Source organism: Pseudomonas sp. AC112, assembly GCF_979253545.1.
Genome location: NZ_CEEDCM010000001.1, coordinates 1,134,579 through 1,150,388 on the forward strand (window position 1 = coordinate 1,134,579; position 15,810 = coordinate 1,150,388).

Consider the following 15,810-nt stretch of genomic DNA (forward strand, 5'->3'; position numbering starts at 1 on the left):
GGGAGCTGGCTTGCCTGCGATGGCATCACCTCGGTGTCCCTGACAAACCGAGTCGTCTGCATCGCGGGCAAGCCCGGCTCCCACAGGGACCGAGGAGTCCGGTCGGACCGAGACAAAAACAAGAGTGAAACGACAAACCTTCGTAGCTCTGACCCAAATCGATTCAAGGAGAAACACCCATGATTCCAGTCATCCTTTCCGGTGGTAGCGGCTCACGTCTTTGGCCGCTTTCGCGTAAACAGTTCCCTAAACAATTCCTGGCCCTGACCGGCGAGCACACGCTGTTCCAGCAAACCCTGGAGCGCCTGGTGTTCGAAGGCATGGACACCCCGATCGTGGTCTGCAACAAGGACCACCGTTTTATCGTCAACGAACAGTTGGCCGCCCGTAAGCTGGAAAGCCAGCGCATCCTGATGGAACCGTTCGGCCGCAACACCGCGCCGGCCGTGGCCCTCACCGCGATGATGCTGGTCAATGAAGGCCGCGACGAGTTGATGCTGGTGCTGCCGGCCGACCACGTGATCGACGACCAGAAAGCCCTGCAGCGCGCCCTGGCCCTGGCCACCGTGGCCGCCGAGCGTGGCGAGATGGTGTTGTTCGGTGTACCGGCTACCCGTCCGGAAACCGGTTATGGCTACATCAAGTCCACCAACGACTCGCTGCTGCCGGAAGGCGTGAGCCGCGTCGAGCAGTTCGTGGAAAAACCCAATGAAAAACGCGCCATCGAGTTCGTCAAAAGCGGCGGTTACTTCTGGAACAGCGGCATGTTCCTGTTCCGTGCCAGCCGCTTCCTCGAAGAGCTGAAAAAGCACGATCCGGACATCTACGACACCTGTCTGCTGACCCTGGAGCGCAGCGAACAGGATGCCGACACAGTGTCCTTCGACGAAGCCACCTTCGCCTGCTGCCCGGACAACTCCATCGACTACGCCGTGATGGAAAAAACCCAGCGCGCCTGCGTGGTGCCGCTGAGTGCCGGCTGGAGCGACGTGGGTTGCTGGGCGTCGCTGTGGGCCGTCAACGACAAAGACATCCACGGTAACGTCAGCAAAGGCGACGTGGTGATCCAGGACAGCCGCAACTGCATGATCCACGGCAACGGCAAGCTGGTGTCCGTGATCGGCCTGGACAACATCGTGGTGGTGGAAACCAAGGACGCGATGATGATTGCCCACAAGGACAAGGTCCAGGGCGTCAAGCAGATGGTCTCGACCCTCAACGACCAAGGCCGCAGCGAAACCCAGAACCACTGCGAAGTGTACCGTCCGTGGGGTTCCTACGACTCGGTGGACATGGGCGGGCGTTTCCAGGTCAAGCACATCTCGGTCAAGCCGGGCGCGTGCCTGTCGCTGCAAATGCACCACCACCGCGCCGAACACTGGATCGTGGTCAGCGGCACCGCCGAAGTCACCTGTGACGAGAACGTGTTCCTGCTCACCGAGAACCAGTCCACCTACATCCCGATCGCCTCGGTGCATCGCCTGCGCAACCCGGGCAAGATCCCATTGGAGATCATCGAAGTGCAATCGGGCAGCTATTTGGGCGAAGACGATATCGAGCGCTTCGAAGATATCTACGGTCGCTCGACACCGGTTGAACGTGGCGTGTCGGTGAAAACTATCGCGCAGTAAAACAGTCGTACAAGAAGCCCTCGCCCAGCCCATTGCGTCCCCTATCCGCAGTGGGTTGGGTGGGGGCTTTTTTCATTTCCGGCGACGACCTAAGCCTGGGACGGCCCCTTCCAGTTCTTAGGGGAATAGGCGTTGTAATTGCCAGTACTGCCAGTGGTGCTGCCCGAGTTATCATATCGCGCCTTACCAACGTCTTGAGCAGCCCTGCCCAAGAAGACCAAGCCCGCACCCAAGGCTTTTGCGCCTATTCCGCCACTTGAACCAATCCTTTTCCCAATGCCTTCCGCGGCGGCTCCGCCCGCCATCAAACCGGCTCCCGCCGCTTTCTCTTTGTTCTCATTGTTATGCAGCGCTGTGGGGAGAAGCACACCGGCACTTTGCAGAAGCGTTTGTCCCAGGCTGGTCAGCTTTTGATGTTGCATGCGGGGCTTCACATCAACGTCTTTCTCTGCACTTAGGTCGGCAGTTCCAGCGTTGGTCGGCGTTGGCGCGGGCTGGGGAGCGATGAGCGAGGTCAAGACTGACGCAATTTGGGATGCAGTGACCGGCGCAGTTAGGGCTGAAGCATTCATGGTTTTTTCTCAAATAACAGAACGTTTTTATTACCCTCCTGGATAATCTGCATTTCCCTATACTGGCTCTGTGGGAGAAAGGAGCGAACCGGTTCCCCTCCATCAAAAAGTCCTACCGCCAATAGTCATCAATGCCACGCCGCAGGTAGGATGTCTTATCCGTATACGAGACTGTCACCATGTTCTTCGGCGTTCTCCTGATCATCACCTGGCTGATCCTCCTACTGCGCTACCCCGCCAAGGCGCTGCCGGTCTCCCTCGCTGCCGCTGTCGGCCTGGGCTTCGTGGCGATCTGGGTGGTGTGGCTGGACAACCGCGAAGCCTCGCAACTGGCGCGCCTGGAACTGCGCATCACCTTCGCCCCGCAAGAATGCCCGGCCGACCGCCCGCTCAAGCTGACCCTCAACAACGGCAACGACGTACCACTGACCGAACTGCGCTGGCGCGTCGCCGCCTATGCACCGGGCGACTCGGTCAACCTGGCCGACAACGTCTACGCCGCCCCGCGCTATCGCGGCCCTGGCGAACTGCAGGCCGGCGCCACGTGGGACGATTGCCTGCCCACCCCGCCCCTGCGCCCTGGTTATCGCCCGCAAACCCTGGAATTTCGTGCCGAGCACCTGCAAGGCAGTTTCTCGGACTGACAAAGGATTGATTCATGCCCAATGTACTCATCACCGGCTGTTCCAGCGGCATCGGCCGTGCCCTGGCAGATGCGTTCAAATCCGCAGGCTATGACGTGTGGGCCAGCGCCCGGCGGGAAGAAGATGTCGCGGCCCTGCGCGCCGCCGGTTTCCATGCGGTGCAGCTGGACGTCAACGACAGTGCCGCCTTGAAACACTTGGCCGAGCAATGGGGCGAGCTGGACGTGCTGGTCAATAATGCCGGCTACGGTGCCATGGGCCCCTTGCTCGACGGCGGCACCGAGGCGATGCAGCGTCAGTTCGAAACCAATGTGTTCTCCCTCGTCGGCGTGACCCAGGCGCTGTTCCCTGCATTGCGGCGCGGCAAAGGCCTGGTGGTGAATATCGGCAGTGTGTCCGGTGTGCTGGTGACCCCCTTTGCAGGCGCCTACTGCGCATCAAAAGCGGCCGTGCACGCCTTGAGCGATGCACTGCGTATGGAACTGGCACCCTTTGGCGTGCGGGTCATGGAAGTGCAACCCGGCGCCATCAATACGAGTTTCGCGAAAAACGCAGGCGCCCAGGCAGAATTGCTGATCAACGAGCAATCGCCGTGGTGGCCGTTGCGCGAGGGCATCCGCGCACGCAGCCAGGCCTCCCAGGACAAACCAACCCCGGCCAGCGTGTTTGCAGCGCACGTGCTGAAGGCCGTGCAACAGCCACAGCCGCCTCGGCTGTTGCGCTCGGGCAATGGCAGCCGGGCACTGCCGTTGATGGCGGCGTTGTTGCCCAAGGGGTTGTTGGAGAAGGTGCTGAAGAAACGCTTCGGGCTGGGCGGTTCGCTCTAACCCTTCAAAAAATCTATAAAAGCCCGCACCTTCAACGGCAAATGCCGAGTGTCCGGATACAGTGCGTAGATCCCTTGTGGGGCGAAGCGATGATCCGGCAACAGGCGCACCAACCGTCCCGCGTCCAGGTCGTCCTGTACCAACCATTGCGGCAACACCGCCACGCCATGCCCGCGGATGGCAAAGGCCTGGAGCACTGCCGCGCTGTCGGCCATGAGCGCCGTCGGGCCGGGGCGGTATTGATGCTCGCCGCCCTGAGGGTCGGTCACACTCAGTTCCGTCAAACGACCGTGCCCCAGCTTGGGGAGCTGCTCCAACGCGTCCAGTGAGTCGGTCGCGGCAAACGCGGGTGCTGCCACGGCGAACACCTCGAACGTGGACAGTTGCACCGCGCGATGATTTGAATCCAGCAAGCGCCCCAAGCGAATTGCCACGTCAAAACGCTCGGAGATCAGGTCCGCGTGAGTAGAGGATGTGGATAAGTGTATGTGCAGGTCTGGATGCAGGCGGCGGAAGGCTTCGACCGCCGGTGCAACCTTGGCCAACGCGTACTCGACCGTGGTGGTAATGCGCAACGTCCCTTTGAGCTGGGCATGCTCCGAGCGCGCTTCTTCTACCGCCAATCGCGCCTCTTCGAGCATCCGCGTGCAACGCAGGTAGAAGCGCTCACCGGCATCGGTGAGCGCCAGTTGGCGGGTGTTGCGGGTCAACAAGGTGACGCCCAGTTCAGCTTCCAGGCGCTTGAGGTTGAAGCTGACGACGGCACGGGTCTGGCCCAGCAGGTCGGCGGCCGCGGTGAGCGAGCCGGCCTCGACCACGGCCTTGAAAGTGTCGAATCGGTCCAGGCTGACCATCGGTTGCAAGCCTCTTTGTCAAAATATTTTTGACAAACTAGCAGGCAAACCGGCGTATCCCAAACGCTGTGTGCGGCCTACCCTGCCCGCCTCACTCGCCGGACCGCGCCCATGACCTACCGCTCGAAAGTCGCCTGGATCTTTTTGTTGGGCTTTGCCCTGGACCTGGTGAACATGTTTGTCGCCACGGTTGCCTACCCGGATATCGCTCGCGAACTGCAAGCCTCGGTCACGCAACTGGCGTGGGTCAGCAATGCCTACATGCTTGGCCTCACCGTGATTATTCCGTTCAGCGTGTGGCTGGCAGCGAGGATGGGTGAACGCGGCTTGATTGCCGCCAGCTTGCTGCTGTTCGCCGGCGCCTCGTTATTGGTGGGCCAGGCGAGTTCGATTGAAGCGCTGATCGGTTGGCGCGGCCTGCAAGGGTTGGGCGGTGGCTTGTTGATTCCCGTGGGCCAGGCGATGGCCTACCGGTATTTCCCGCCCGCTGAACGCAGCCAACTCACGGCGCGGGTGATGTCGGTGGCGTTACTGGTGCCGGCGCTGTCCCCTGCATTGGGCGGGTTGATTGTCGACAGCGTGTCTTGGCGCTGGATCTTCTACGCCAACTTGCCCTTGGCGTTGATCACGCTGCTGCTGGCCCTGCTGTGGATAAAACCGGACAGGCCCACCAATGCCCGACCTGCCTTGGACGTGGGCAGTATTTTCCAACAGGCCCGCAGCCCGATGCTGCGCACCGCGATGCTGATCTACCTGTGTATCCCCGGCGTATTCATCGGCACCAGCCTCATTGCCATCCTCTACCTGCGTGGGCTCGGCTATGACGCCACACAGACTGGCGCACTGATGCTGCCGTGGGCGCTGGCTTCAGCCCTGGCGATTTACCTCAGCAAGAAGCTGTTCAATCGCTGCGGGCCGAAGCCATTGCTGTTGGCCGGCATGACCTTGCAATGCGTCGGCATTCTGTTGCTCAACGTACCGACCCTGATTGTGCCGGCCTATCTGTTGATGGGGTTGGGCGGCAGCCTGTGCAGCAGCACCGCGCAGACCCTGGCGTTTCTCGACACCCCTGCCGAACGCATGGGCCACGCCAGTGCCTTGTGGAACATCAACCGACAAGTGAGTTTCTGTCTCGGCGCGGCCGCACTGAGTGCGCTGTTGTCGGCCTTGGATTCTTTCGCCATAACCTTCACGATGGCGGCGGCCCTGACCCTGCTGCCTTTTTTTGCAGTGCTGCGCCTGGACGCTTCCAGAGTCCGCACACTGCTTCACCCTGCCAGCGAGCCTCACCCATGATCGACTACAGCGATTTTTTTGAAGAAGTGATCCAGACCCACGTCGAGATCGAACAGTGGTTTGCCGGCGTTGCGCCGCAAGGCACCCTGGAAAGCTTGCTCGCGCGTTTCTCGCCTGAGTTCAGCATGGTCGCCCCCGCCACTGGCACCAGGGTGAATGCGGCTGGGGTCAATGCTTTATTCACGCGTCTGGGCGGCATGCGCCCGGGGTTGAAGATCACCTTGAGTGAAATGACCGGGATTGACCGGCATGCGCGCGGCGCAACGGTGACCTATCGCGAGCATCAGATCGATGCCAGCGGCACCCAGACCGATCGCCGCGCCACGGTGGTGTTCGAGAAGCAGGCCAGCGGCGCGCTGCTGTGGCGCCACCTGCACGAAACGTTCATCAAGGTATAACGCGGTCGACCGGTAGGCCCCGGCTGGCCGGCTCCACAGGGTTATCGGTTGACGATGACGGTGCAGGTGATGCCCGCCGCCAACAACACGCCTTCCGGCACCTCATCGATATGAATCCGCACCGGCACCCGCTGGGCCAGGCGCACCCAGTTGAAGGTCGGGTTCACATCGGCAATCAGTTCGCGGCTTTCGGGGTTGTCGCGGTCGTAGATGCCGCGCGAGATGCTTTCCACATGCCCCTTCAAGGTCTCGCCACTCATCAATTGCATATCGGCTTTATCACCGACCTTGACGTGGGGCAGCTTGGTTTCTTCGAAGAAGCCATAAACCCAGAACGAGTTCATGTCCACCACGGCCATCTTGGCTTCGCCGATGCGGGCGTAGTCACCGCGATGCACGTTCAGATTGGTGACATAACCATCCACCGCCGCCACCACCTGCGTGCGTTTCAAATTGAGTTCGGCCGCTTCCAGTTGCGCCAGCGCGTGTTGGTAGTCGGCCAGCGCCGAGTCGGCGATGTTGCTGGCGTCGTCGCGGTTTTCCTTGGAGATCACCAACGCATCGAGGTCAGCCCGACGGTGAGCATTGACCTTGCGCATTTCCCAGGTGGCTTTGCGCGACGCCACCAGCGATTGCGCCTGCTTGACCGCAATGCGGTAGTGCTCGGGGTCGATCTGCATCAACAGGTCGCCCTTTTTGACCAACTGGTTGTCACGCACCGGCACGTCGACCACTTCGCCGGTCACGTCGGCGGCGACGTTGATGATATCGGCACGCACACGCCCGTCGCGGGTCCACGGGGTTTCCATGTAGTGCACCCACAACGTGCGGCCAATCCAGATGGCCGAGGCCAGTACCAGCAAGGTCGCGAGCAGGCTGAAAAACTTTTTCATCGGGGCATTCTCAACGGTAGACGGTCAGCGCCAGGGCGCCGAACAGGCAAAAAAACAGGCTCAGGCGCAGCAACGCCGGGTGCCAGAAAAAACGGTACAGGTCGAACCCGGCCAGGAAGCGATCAAGCGCCCAGGCCAACACGGCCGCGATCAGGAACATCAGGGTCATGGTTGGCATGTACACGCCATGGAAGGCGATTTCACGGGGCATGCGAGGATCCTTTTAGAGCAGCCAGCGGCGATTGCGGGTCGAGCAGTGAAGTGCGGATAAAGTGCAGGTAGCTTTTCACCCGGCGCAGGGCCGAGGTGTCGAAGTGCGGGGCGAAAGGTTCATCGGTGGCCTGCACGCGGCTGATCGCATGGTCGACGGCGATCAGGCCGCGCTCCAGGTTGCTCGCGCTGGGTTGCAGGAACAGCCGCACCAGCGAGCGGCCCATCACGCGGATCGCCTGGCGCCACGGCTGGGACTCCGCGTACGCCGGGTGCACCGGCAGAATCGCCTGCTCCTTGCGCAACTCGATGATCGCGTGGCCGACCTCCAGCACCACGAACATCCAGCGCAGCAGGTCGCGTTGCACTTGCGGCTGTCCGACGGCGAGGCCATAGGCCTGGTGCAGCAGGTCGCGGGTACGGCTTTCGAAACTTGAGGCCAGGCCCTTGAGCTTGCCGCTGATCGCGTACACCACTTGCTCGCGCAGGTCCTGCTCCAACCGGCGCCACAGCCAGCGGCTGTTGGGCGGCAAAATGATCGCCCCCGCCGCCGCGCACACCAGCATGCCGATGACCATGGCGATGTAGTCGTTGATGAAGGTGTAGGGGTTGTAGATCGTCAGGTTGTCCGGCACCGAGCCGGTGCTGAAGAAGATCAGCAGCCCCACTCCAACACCCGCGTATTGCGGGCGCGAAGCGAGGAATGCGCCAAAGATGATCACCGGGGCGAGCATCACGCACAGCAGTGGGAAGCCGTCGATCCAGGGGAACACGAAAAACATTTCGACAAAGCCCACTAAGGCCCCGATCAAGGTGCCGCACGCCATCTGGAACGCCATGCGTTTCGGGTTCGGCGTGGCGGCGGATAAGCCCACGGTGGCAGCGGCGATCAGGGTCATGGTCGCGCCGCTGGGCCAGGCGGTAGCCACCCAATAGCTGCCTAATACGATCAGGATGAATGACGCGCGAATTCCCGAGGCGGCGCAGGCCAGCCAGTTGGTCTTGGGGATGAAGGTTTCGTCCCACTGCTCGCGCGCATGGCTGTGGTCCGCCAGGGAAGCGTGGGTTTGCGCGTAGTTATGCAGGTCGTCGACAAAACGGTAAAGAAGCTCGTAGGCGGTGTGGAAATCCAGTTGTTCGGCTTCACTGGGATTCTCTTCCTGGAAAGCTGCCCGCAAGCTGCGGACCTTGGCGGGCAGGCCGTCCTTGTAAGCGCTGAGCTGGCTGACCAAGCGTGCCGCGTCCGGGCTAGTGAGCGCACGGCCGGAGAAGCCGTCGAGCACTTCGGCAAGGTCTTGCAGCCCAGGCTTGATAGCCGCGACCACATGGTCCGCTTCATCGGTGCGCAAGCGCTCCAGCAACTGGTGCAAGGCATTGAAGCGTGTGGTAATGCTCATGAATTCGCTGTTAAGGCGACTGAGCCGACCGTTGCGCCGACGCATATGCGGGTCTTCAAACACCGTCACACTGCGCAGCCCTTCCAGGCCCACGGCTTCGGCGATAAAACGCACATTGCTGGCCTCGAACCCCTCACGCTGGCTGCGCCCGCGCAGGCCATCAGTGACGAACAGCGCGAACACGCCAAAGCGCTGGTACAACGCGTTGCGCATGGCGGCGCTGGAGGTTTGCGGCAGGATCGCGGCGCTGACCAGGGTGGAACACAGAATCCCCAGGGAAATTTCCAGCACTCGCCACACCGCCGCCATAAAGGCCCCATCCGGATGCGCCAGGGCCGGCAGGCCGACCATCGCCGCCGTGTAGCCGGCCAACACAAAGCCGTAGGCGCGGAAGTTGCGATTGCGCGTCGCGCCCGCCGTGCAGATGCCCACCCAGATCGCCAGCGCGCCGAGAAACAGCTCCGTGTTCTGCGCAAACAAGGCGATCAACAGCACCATCACCGCCGACCCCGCCAGGGTGCCGAGGAAGCGATAGAAGCTCTTGGCAAACACCTGGCCGCTCTGGGGCTGCATCACGATAAACACGGTGATCATCGCCGTGCGCGGTTGCGGCAGCTCCAGGCGCATGGCCAACCACAGCGTGAGGAACGCGGCGACCAGCACCTTGAAGATATACACCCAGGTCACGCCATCACTGCGTGCCCAGTCGAAAAAACCACGGCGCCACTCAAGGGCATACAGCCAGCGCAGCGGTGCAGGCAAGGGCGTCATCAAATCCTACTCAGTGATCGAACGCGGCAAGCGCCGCCGGGGTCTTGCTCGGAAGGGTCTTGGCGTCTTGAGGCACATCGTTGCCGGCACCGAGGCCGCCGCCCAGGGCCGTGACCAATTCAGCGTGGGCACTCAGGCGCGCGGCCTGGACCTGTTGCTCGATCTGCTGCTGATGGAACAGCAACGTCTGCGCATTCAGCACATTGAGGTAGTCGGTGAGGCCGCGCTGGTAGGCGATCATCGCGATGTCGTAGGTCTTCTGCGCCGAGGCCACCGATTGCGCAGCAAAGGAGGCTTGCTTGTCCATGGACTCGCGGCGGATCAACTGGTCGCTGATGCCCTTGAGCGCGTTGACCAGGGTCTGGTTGTACTTGGCGACAGCAATGTCATAACCGGCGCTGGCTTCGCCCAGCTCTGCGCGCAGGCGCCCGCCGTCAAAGATCGGCAAGGTGATCGCAGGACCGACGCTGTAGTTGAATTTCTTGCCGGCCAGGAACTCCAGCATGCCGCCGCCGGTGGCCACGTAGCCGAGGCTGCCGACCAAGTCGACGTTGGGGTAGAAACCGGCGTGGGCCACATCGATGCCACGGGCCTGGGCCGCGACTTGCCAGCGGCTGGCGACCACGTCCGGGCGTTGGCCGAGCAATTGCGCAGGCAGTCGCGACGGCAGTTTCAGGGGCGCGGCGAGGGACAGGGTCGGGCGTTGCAATGTCGCGCCCTCCCCCGGCCCCTTGCCCGCCAGCGCTGCCAGTTGGTTGCGGCTCAGGGCGATCTCTTCGTCCAGGGCGTCCAGTTGGCGATGGGTTTCCGGCAACGGCGTTTCGGCCTGGCTGACATCGAAGTGGGTGCCGATCCCGGCGTTCAGGCGTTTGTTGGCCAGGTCGAGAATCTGCTGCTGTTGCGCCAGGGTGGCCGCGACGATATCGCGATTGGCGTACTGCAACGACAGCTGGATATAGGCGCGCACCACGTTGTTCTGCAATTCGAGCTGGGCCTGGCGCGCTTCGGCGGCGCTCATGTGCGCCAGGTCGACGGCACGTTCGGTGGTGTTGCTTTCGCGGCCCCATAGGTCGAGGGCGTAGCTCAGGCCCAGGGAGGCATTATTGTCCCAGGTGTTGACTCCGCTCAGCTCGCCGGGGCCGTAGAACTGATCCTTCGGCCAGTTGTGGCGCTTGAGGGTGGTGTCGCTGGTGATCTGCAACGACTCGGCCGCCTCGGCGATCCCAGCCATGGCCCGTGCTTCACGCACCCGCGCGGCGGCCATGGCCATGCTCGGGCTGTGTTGGGTGGCGAGGTCGACCCAGCGGTTGAGCTGGGGGTCGCCGTAGGCTTGCCACCATTGCGCGGTGGGCCAGTGGGCGTCTTGGGCGGCGCTCTGGATCGCTTCGTCGGTGGCCAGGTCACTGGCGTTGAGGGACTGGCCTTGGGGGGCGATTCCTCCGGTTCCGATGCAGCCGCTGATTGCTAACGATAAAGCCCAAACACTGAGAGTCTTCAGCTCTCTGCTGATGCGACGCGGCACGGCAAGCGTATTCCTGAGAGGGTGGAGCGGGAAAGGTGGCGCAATTCTAGGCGGCGCCATGAAGGACGATAAGCTGGCATTCCTGTGAATCTTTGTTACCGTTCAGGCGATAATCCGTTGGTAGGGATCACTGGACGGCGTAACTTTCTGTCACAATTTGTTATCTCCCCTGAGAACACTCCATGGACACTTTGCAAAACATGCGCGCCTTCAGTTGCGTGGCCGAAGCCGGCAGCTTCACCGCCGCCGCCGTGCAACTGGACACCACCACTGCCAACGTCTCGCGCGCGGTCTCCAACCTTGAGGCCCATCTGCAAACCCGCCTGTTGAACCGAACGACACGACGCATCGCGCTGACCGAAGCCGGCAAACGCTATTTGCTGCGCTGTGAGCAGATCCTCGCCTATGTCGAGGAAGCCGAAGCCGAGGCCAGCGACGCCCACGCGCGCCCTGCCGGGCAATTGAAAGTGCACACCATGACCGGTATCGGCCAGCATTTCGTCATCGACGCCATCGCTCGCTATCGCCGTACTCATCCGGACGTCACCTTCGACCTGACCTTGGCCAACCGCGTGCCGGACCTGCTCGACGAGGGCTATGACGTGTCCATCGTGCTGGCCAGCGAGCTGCCGGACTCGGGCTTCGTGTCCCAGCGCCTGGGCATCACCTACAGCATTGCCTGTGCCTCGCCGGACTACGTCAAGGCCAAGGGCTGCGCCCATCGCCCCAATGACCTGCTCAACCACGCCTGCCTGCGCCTGGTCAGCCCGGTGATCCAACTGGACAAGTGGACCTTCAATGGCCCCGAAGGCCAGGAAAGCGTGGCGATCAATACTTCGCCGTTCCTGGTGAACTCGGCCGATGCGATGAAAACCGCGATCACCAGCGGCATGGGCATCGGGCTGCTGCCGGTGTATGCGGCGATCGAAGGTTTGCGCAATGGCACGCTGGTGCGAGTGATGCCCAACTACCGTTCCCAGGAACTGAACCTGTACGCCATCTACCCGTCGCGCCAATACCTGGATGCGAAGATCAAGACTTGGGTGGAATACTTGCGTGGCTCGCTGCCGGAGATTCTGGCGGCGCACCAGGCGGAACTGGTGGCGTATGAGTTGAGTGGCAGCCTCAGCGGCGCGCGGTTGGCTAACTGATATTTATCAGACGATAAAGATCCAGCGTGGGAGCGGGCTTGCTCGCGAATGCGGCGTGTCAGGCGACACATCTGCTGCTGACGCACCGCATTCGCGGGCAAGCCCGCTCCCACATTTTGAACTGTGCCCACTTGAGTCCAGTGATCTCCTGACAACCGTAACGAGGAATGTTAGCGTGCTTGGCATTCTTCCGTAGTCGATGAGCCCGCCTGCAATGAAAAAGACTGTCCTCGCTTTCAGCCGCGTCACCCCGGAAATGATCGAACGCCTGCAACAGGACTTCGACGTGATCGCGCCCAACCCCAAGCTGGGCGATATCAACGCACAGTTCAATGAAGCCTTGCCCCACGCCCACGGTCTGATCGGTGTGGGTCGCAAGCTGGGACGCGAGCAATTGCAAGGCGCGAGAGAGCTGGAAGTGGTGTCCAGCGTGTCGGTGGGCTACGACAACTATGACGTCGCGTACTTCAACGAACGCGGGATCATGCTCACCAATACCCCTGACGTCCTCACCGAAAGCACCGCCGACCTGGCCTTTGCCTTGCTGATGAGCAGCGCGCGTCGTGTGGCCGAGCTGGATGCCTGGACCAAGGCCGGGCAGTGGAAGGCCAGCGTCGGTGCGCCGTTGTTTGGCTGCGATGTGCATGGCAAGACCCTGGGCATCGTCGGCATGGGCAATATCGGCGCGGCCGTGGCCCGGCGTGGGCGGCTGGGTTTCAACATGCCGATCCTGTACAGCGGTAACAGCCGCAAGCCAGCGCTGGAGCAAGAACTGGGCGCGCAATTTCGCAGCCTGGATGAACTGCTGGCCGAGGCGGATTTCGTCTGTCTGGTGGTGCCGTTGAGCGACAAGACCCGTCATCTGATCAGCACCCGCGAGCTGGGGCTGATGAAGTCCAGCGCGATCCTGATCAACATCTCCCGTGGCCCGGTGGTCGATGAACCGGCGCTGATCGAAGCCCTGCAAAACCAGCGCATCCGTGGTGCCGGACTGGATGTGTATGAGCAGGAACCACTGGCCGAGTCGCCGCTGTTCCAGCTGAGCAATGCCGTGACCCTGCCGCACATTGGCTCGGCCACCCATGAAACCCGCGAAGCCATGGCCAACCGCGCCCTGGACAACCTGCGCAGCGCCCTGCTGGGCCAGCGCCCGCAGGACCTGGTGAACCCACAGGTGTGGAAGGGCTGACACCCACTTATCCTCTGTAGGCGCCCGGCTTGCCGGCGATGGCGATCATGCGGGCTTCATCGCCGGCAAGAACTAGGCGTCCCCCCGGCGCCTACAGTTTTGGGTGTACAGGTCGATAACCTTCCATAGAAGATCGTCATCCCTGATCCACAGAAGGTTTTTATGTCCACCACCAAAGCCCGCGCAGACTCACTCTCGCTTCTGCTCTTTACCTTGCGCAGCGGCAAGCTGATGGCGATCAACCTGCTGAAAGTCAGCGAAATCATCCCGTGCCCGCCGCTGACCAAGCTGCCGGAGTCGCACCCGCACGTCAAAGGCATCGCCACTCTGCGCGGCAACTCGCTGGCGGTGATCGACCTGAGCCGCGCCCTCGGCGAAATGCCCCTGGCCGACCCGGACGGTGGCTGCCTGATCGTCACCGATGTGAGCCGCTCCAAGCAGGGCCTGCATGTGCAAGCCGTGAGCAAGATCGTGCATTGCCTGACCACCGACATTCGCCCACCACCCTATGGCTCCGGCGGTAACCGCGCGTTCATCACCGGGGTCACCCAGGTGGAAGGCGGCTTGGTGCAGGTGCTGGATATCGAAAAAGTCATCCACGGCATCGCGCCGGCGCCGATCGAAGCGGCGCCGACCGACCTCACCATGGAAGAAGCCGAAGTACTCGGCCACGCACGCATCCTGGTGGTAGACGACAGCCAGGTTGCGCTGCAGCAATCGGTGCACACCCTGCGCAACCTCGGCCTCACCTGCCACACCGCGCGCAGCGCCAAGGAAGCCATCGACGTGCTGCTGGAGTTGCAAGGCACGGCCGAGCAGATCAACGTGGTGGTGTCGGACATCGAGATGTCGGAAATGGACGGCTACGCGCTTACCCGCACCCTGCGCGAAACCCCGGATTTCCAGCACCTCTATGTGTTGCTGCACACCTCGCTGGACAGCGCGATGAACAGCGAAAAAGCCCGGCTGGCCGGCGCCGACGCGGTGCTCACCAAGTTCTCCTCGCCAGAGTTGACCAAGTGCCTGGTGGTGGCCGCGCAAACGGTGGCGCAAAAAGGCCTGTGAACGAATATTTCCAACTGCTGCGCCGCGACCTTATCGGCAGCCTGCCCGCCCCGCAGTGGCCGGCGGGCACGCAATTGGATCATTACCGTGACGACCTGGCCCCGGCGATTCACGCCGTATTGCGCCTGACCCAGGACCAGGGTGGCGGTCGCGTTCCCAACCTGGAAACCTGGCAGCAGCAGTTCACCACCGATGCCGAGTTCGACCCCACGCTGTGCCTGGTGGCCAGCAACGACGACGGCATTCTCGCGGTGGCGCAGTGCTGGACCAGCGCGTTTATCAAGAACCTCTCCGTTCACCCCTGCGCCCAGGGCCAGGGATTGGGCCGCGCAGTGCTGTTGCACTGCTTCCACACGTTCAAGCAACGCGGTGAACCCTATGTGGACCTCAAGGTCTTGGAGAGCAACCTGCGTGCCCGCCAACTGTACGAAAGCGCGGGCATGAGATTTGTCCTGCGCGATGTGGTGCCACAGGACTGACAGGCACTGGCGTGTAACTTGCTTCCAGAGAGCTAAAACGGTGAACAGAGGTAAAAACCCGTCACTGTTCCTGCGTGCCCTCTGACCTTGCCTGGTGACAGATCCGCCATGAACACTCATTTTTCCTGCGTCGGTTGTGGTAAATGCTGCTCCGACCACCACGTGCCCCTGACCCTCGAAGAAGCCCGCCTGTGGGCGGCGGACGGCGGCAATGTCATCGTTCTGGTGGAGGGGTTCCTGGGCACTGGCCTGGGCCTGCCGCAGCAGCAACGCGAGCATGCCGAGCGTCGCTCGGTCATCGTTCCCAGCGGCAATACCGAGGCATTTGTGGCAATCACCTTTGCCGCCTACAACGCCGGACGCTGCCGGAATCTTGACGAAGACAACCTGTGCCGCATCTATGAACGCCGCCCGCTGGTGTGCCGCATTTATCCGATGGAGATCAACCCGCATATCCCGCTGAACCCCGCCGCCAAGGATTGCCCACCGGAGTCCTGGGAACAGGGCCCGGCGCTGATCGTCGGCGGTGAGTTGATGGACCAGGAACTGGCCGAACTGATCCGCCGCTCACGCCAGGCCGACCGTGACGATGTACAGACCAAAGAGGCGGTGTGCGCCCTGCTGGGCATTCGCACCACAGCCCTCAAGGGGGATGGGTTTACCGCTTACCTGCCCGACATGGGCGCATTTGCCCAAGCCATCGAGCTGGCGGTGCAACGACCGTCCGTGGTCAGCGAGTGGGTGTTCCATGTGTCCGGCATGGACATCGCGGAGCAGGTGCTGGATGCCGGGGCGCAGATTGCGACGGAGGTGCCGGCCAACTATGCATTTATCCCGTTACGGGCGGCTTAGGCTGCTCTGCTCTGATTGCGGGCAAACCCGGTTCCCATGGTAGGTCGCGCTCATGTGTG

The 15,810-nt window shown here is 62.2% G+C and carries 16 protein-coding genes; 10 read left to right on the top strand and 6 right to left on the bottom strand.

Annotated features, from left to right (window positions below):
• Positions 1-179: 179 nt before the first annotated feature.
• A complete protein-coding gene (locus tag AC0IYN_RS05365) occupies positions 180-1,631 on the top strand; it encodes a mannose-1-phosphate guanylyltransferase/mannose-6-phosphate isomerase (protein ID WP_071494081.1) in 1,452 nt (483 codons plus the stop codon).
• Between the two features lie 89 nt (positions 1,632-1,720).
• On the opposite strand, the gene AC0IYN_RS05370 is transcribed toward AC0IYN_RS05365, so the two are convergent.
• Complete coding sequence (locus AC0IYN_RS05370) at positions 1,721-2,203, bottom strand: hypothetical protein (RefSeq protein ID WP_457238572.1); 483 nt, start codon at positions 2,201-2,203, stop codon at positions 1,721-1,723.
• A 179-nt stretch (positions 2,204-2,382) separates the two neighbouring features.
• Here AC0IYN_RS05370 and AC0IYN_RS05375 point away from each other — a divergent pair, with 179 nt between their 5' ends.
• Positions 2,383-2,847: a multidrug transporter gene (locus tag AC0IYN_RS05375; RefSeq protein ID WP_406596987.1), complete on the top strand. Its 465-nt coding sequence runs from the start codon at positions 2,383-2,385 to the stop codon at positions 2,845-2,847.
• Positions 2,848-2,861: 14 nt separating this feature from the next.
• Complete coding sequence (locus AC0IYN_RS05380; protein ID WP_471840740.1) at positions 2,862-3,674, top strand: SDR family oxidoreductase; 813 nt, start codon at positions 2,862-2,864, stop codon at positions 3,672-3,674.
• Here AC0IYN_RS05380 and AC0IYN_RS05385 read toward each other — a convergent pair.
• Positions 3,671-4,528 (bottom strand): LysR family transcriptional regulator, encoded by an 858-nt coding sequence (locus AC0IYN_RS05385; protein WP_457267798.1) that lies wholly within the window; start codon positions 4,526-4,528, stop codon positions 3,671-3,673. The two genes, AC0IYN_RS05380 and AC0IYN_RS05385, sit on opposite strands and share 4 nt — an antisense overlap.
• A 111-nt stretch (positions 4,529-4,639) precedes the next feature.
• Here AC0IYN_RS05385 and AC0IYN_RS05390 point away from each other — a divergent pair, with 111 nt between their 5' ends.
• Positions 4,640-5,824, top strand: coding sequence for an MFS transporter (locus AC0IYN_RS05390; protein WP_471840741.1), 1,185 nt, complete (start codon positions 4,640-4,642; stop codon positions 5,822-5,824).
• On the top strand, positions 5,821-6,222 hold the full coding sequence (locus tag AC0IYN_RS05395; RefSeq protein WP_406596983.1) for a DUF4440 domain-containing protein: 402 nt from the start codon (positions 5,821-5,823) through the stop codon (positions 6,220-6,222). The genes AC0IYN_RS05390 and AC0IYN_RS05395 overlap by 4 nt, the downstream gene beginning before the upstream one ends.
• Positions 6,223-6,263: 41 nt before the next feature.
• Here the strand turns inward: AC0IYN_RS05395 and AC0IYN_RS05400 are convergent, their stop codons facing one another.
• The 4 genes from AC0IYN_RS05400 to AC0IYN_RS05415 are packed head-to-tail and all read right to left on the bottom strand — an operon-like array spanning position 6,264 to position 11,015.
• Positions 6,264-7,115, bottom strand: coding sequence for an efflux RND transporter periplasmic adaptor subunit (locus AC0IYN_RS05400; RefSeq protein WP_471840742.1), 852 nt, complete (start codon positions 7,113-7,115; stop codon positions 6,264-6,266).
• A gap of 10 nt (positions 7,116-7,125) precedes the next feature.
• A complete protein-coding gene (locus AC0IYN_RS05405; protein WP_471840744.1) occupies positions 7,126-7,326 on the bottom strand; it encodes a DUF1656 domain-containing protein in 201 nt (66 codons plus the stop codon).
• Entirely contained in the window at positions 7,316-9,493 is a 2,178-nt protein-coding gene (locus tag AC0IYN_RS05410; protein ID WP_471840745.1) for an FUSC family protein, read from the bottom strand. The genes AC0IYN_RS05405 and AC0IYN_RS05410 overlap by 11 nt, the downstream gene beginning before the upstream one ends.
• 10 nt (positions 9,494-9,503) lie before the next feature.
• Positions 9,504-11,015, bottom strand: coding sequence for an efflux transporter outer membrane subunit (locus tag AC0IYN_RS05415; RefSeq protein WP_406596980.1), 1,512 nt, complete (start codon positions 11,013-11,015; stop codon positions 9,504-9,506).
• Between the two features lie 182 nt (positions 11,016-11,197).
• Here AC0IYN_RS05415 and AC0IYN_RS05420 point away from each other — a divergent pair, with 182 nt between their 5' ends.
• The 5 genes from AC0IYN_RS05420 to AC0IYN_RS05440 all read left to right on the top strand — a co-directional run bounded on the left by AC0IYN_RS05420 (position 11,198) and on the right by AC0IYN_RS05440 (position 15,751).
• Positions 11,198-12,166, top strand: a complete 969-nt coding sequence (locus AC0IYN_RS05420) for a LysR family transcriptional regulator (protein WP_058422937.1) — start codon at positions 11,198-11,200, stop codon at positions 12,164-12,166.
• A gap of 214 nt (positions 12,167-12,380) precedes the next feature.
• Positions 12,381-13,355, top strand: a complete 975-nt coding sequence (locus AC0IYN_RS05425; RefSeq protein ID WP_457248128.1) for a 2-hydroxyacid dehydrogenase — start codon at positions 12,381-12,383, stop codon at positions 13,353-13,355.
• Positions 13,356-13,517: 162 nt separating this feature from the next.
• Positions 13,518-14,420, top strand: coding sequence for a chemotaxis protein CheV (locus AC0IYN_RS05430; RefSeq protein WP_078046975.1), 903 nt, complete (start codon positions 13,518-13,520; stop codon positions 14,418-14,420).
• Positions 14,417-14,899, top strand: a complete 483-nt coding sequence (locus AC0IYN_RS05435) for a GNAT family N-acetyltransferase (RefSeq protein WP_457248129.1) — start codon at positions 14,417-14,419, stop codon at positions 14,897-14,899. The genes AC0IYN_RS05430 and AC0IYN_RS05435 overlap by 4 nt, the downstream gene beginning before the upstream one ends.
• Before the next feature lie 108 nt (positions 14,900-15,007).
• Positions 15,008-15,751, top strand: coding sequence for a YkgJ family cysteine cluster protein (locus AC0IYN_RS05440; RefSeq protein ID WP_406596976.1), 744 nt, complete (start codon positions 15,008-15,010; stop codon positions 15,749-15,751).
• The last annotated feature ends 59 nt before the right edge of the window (positions 15,752-15,810 follow it).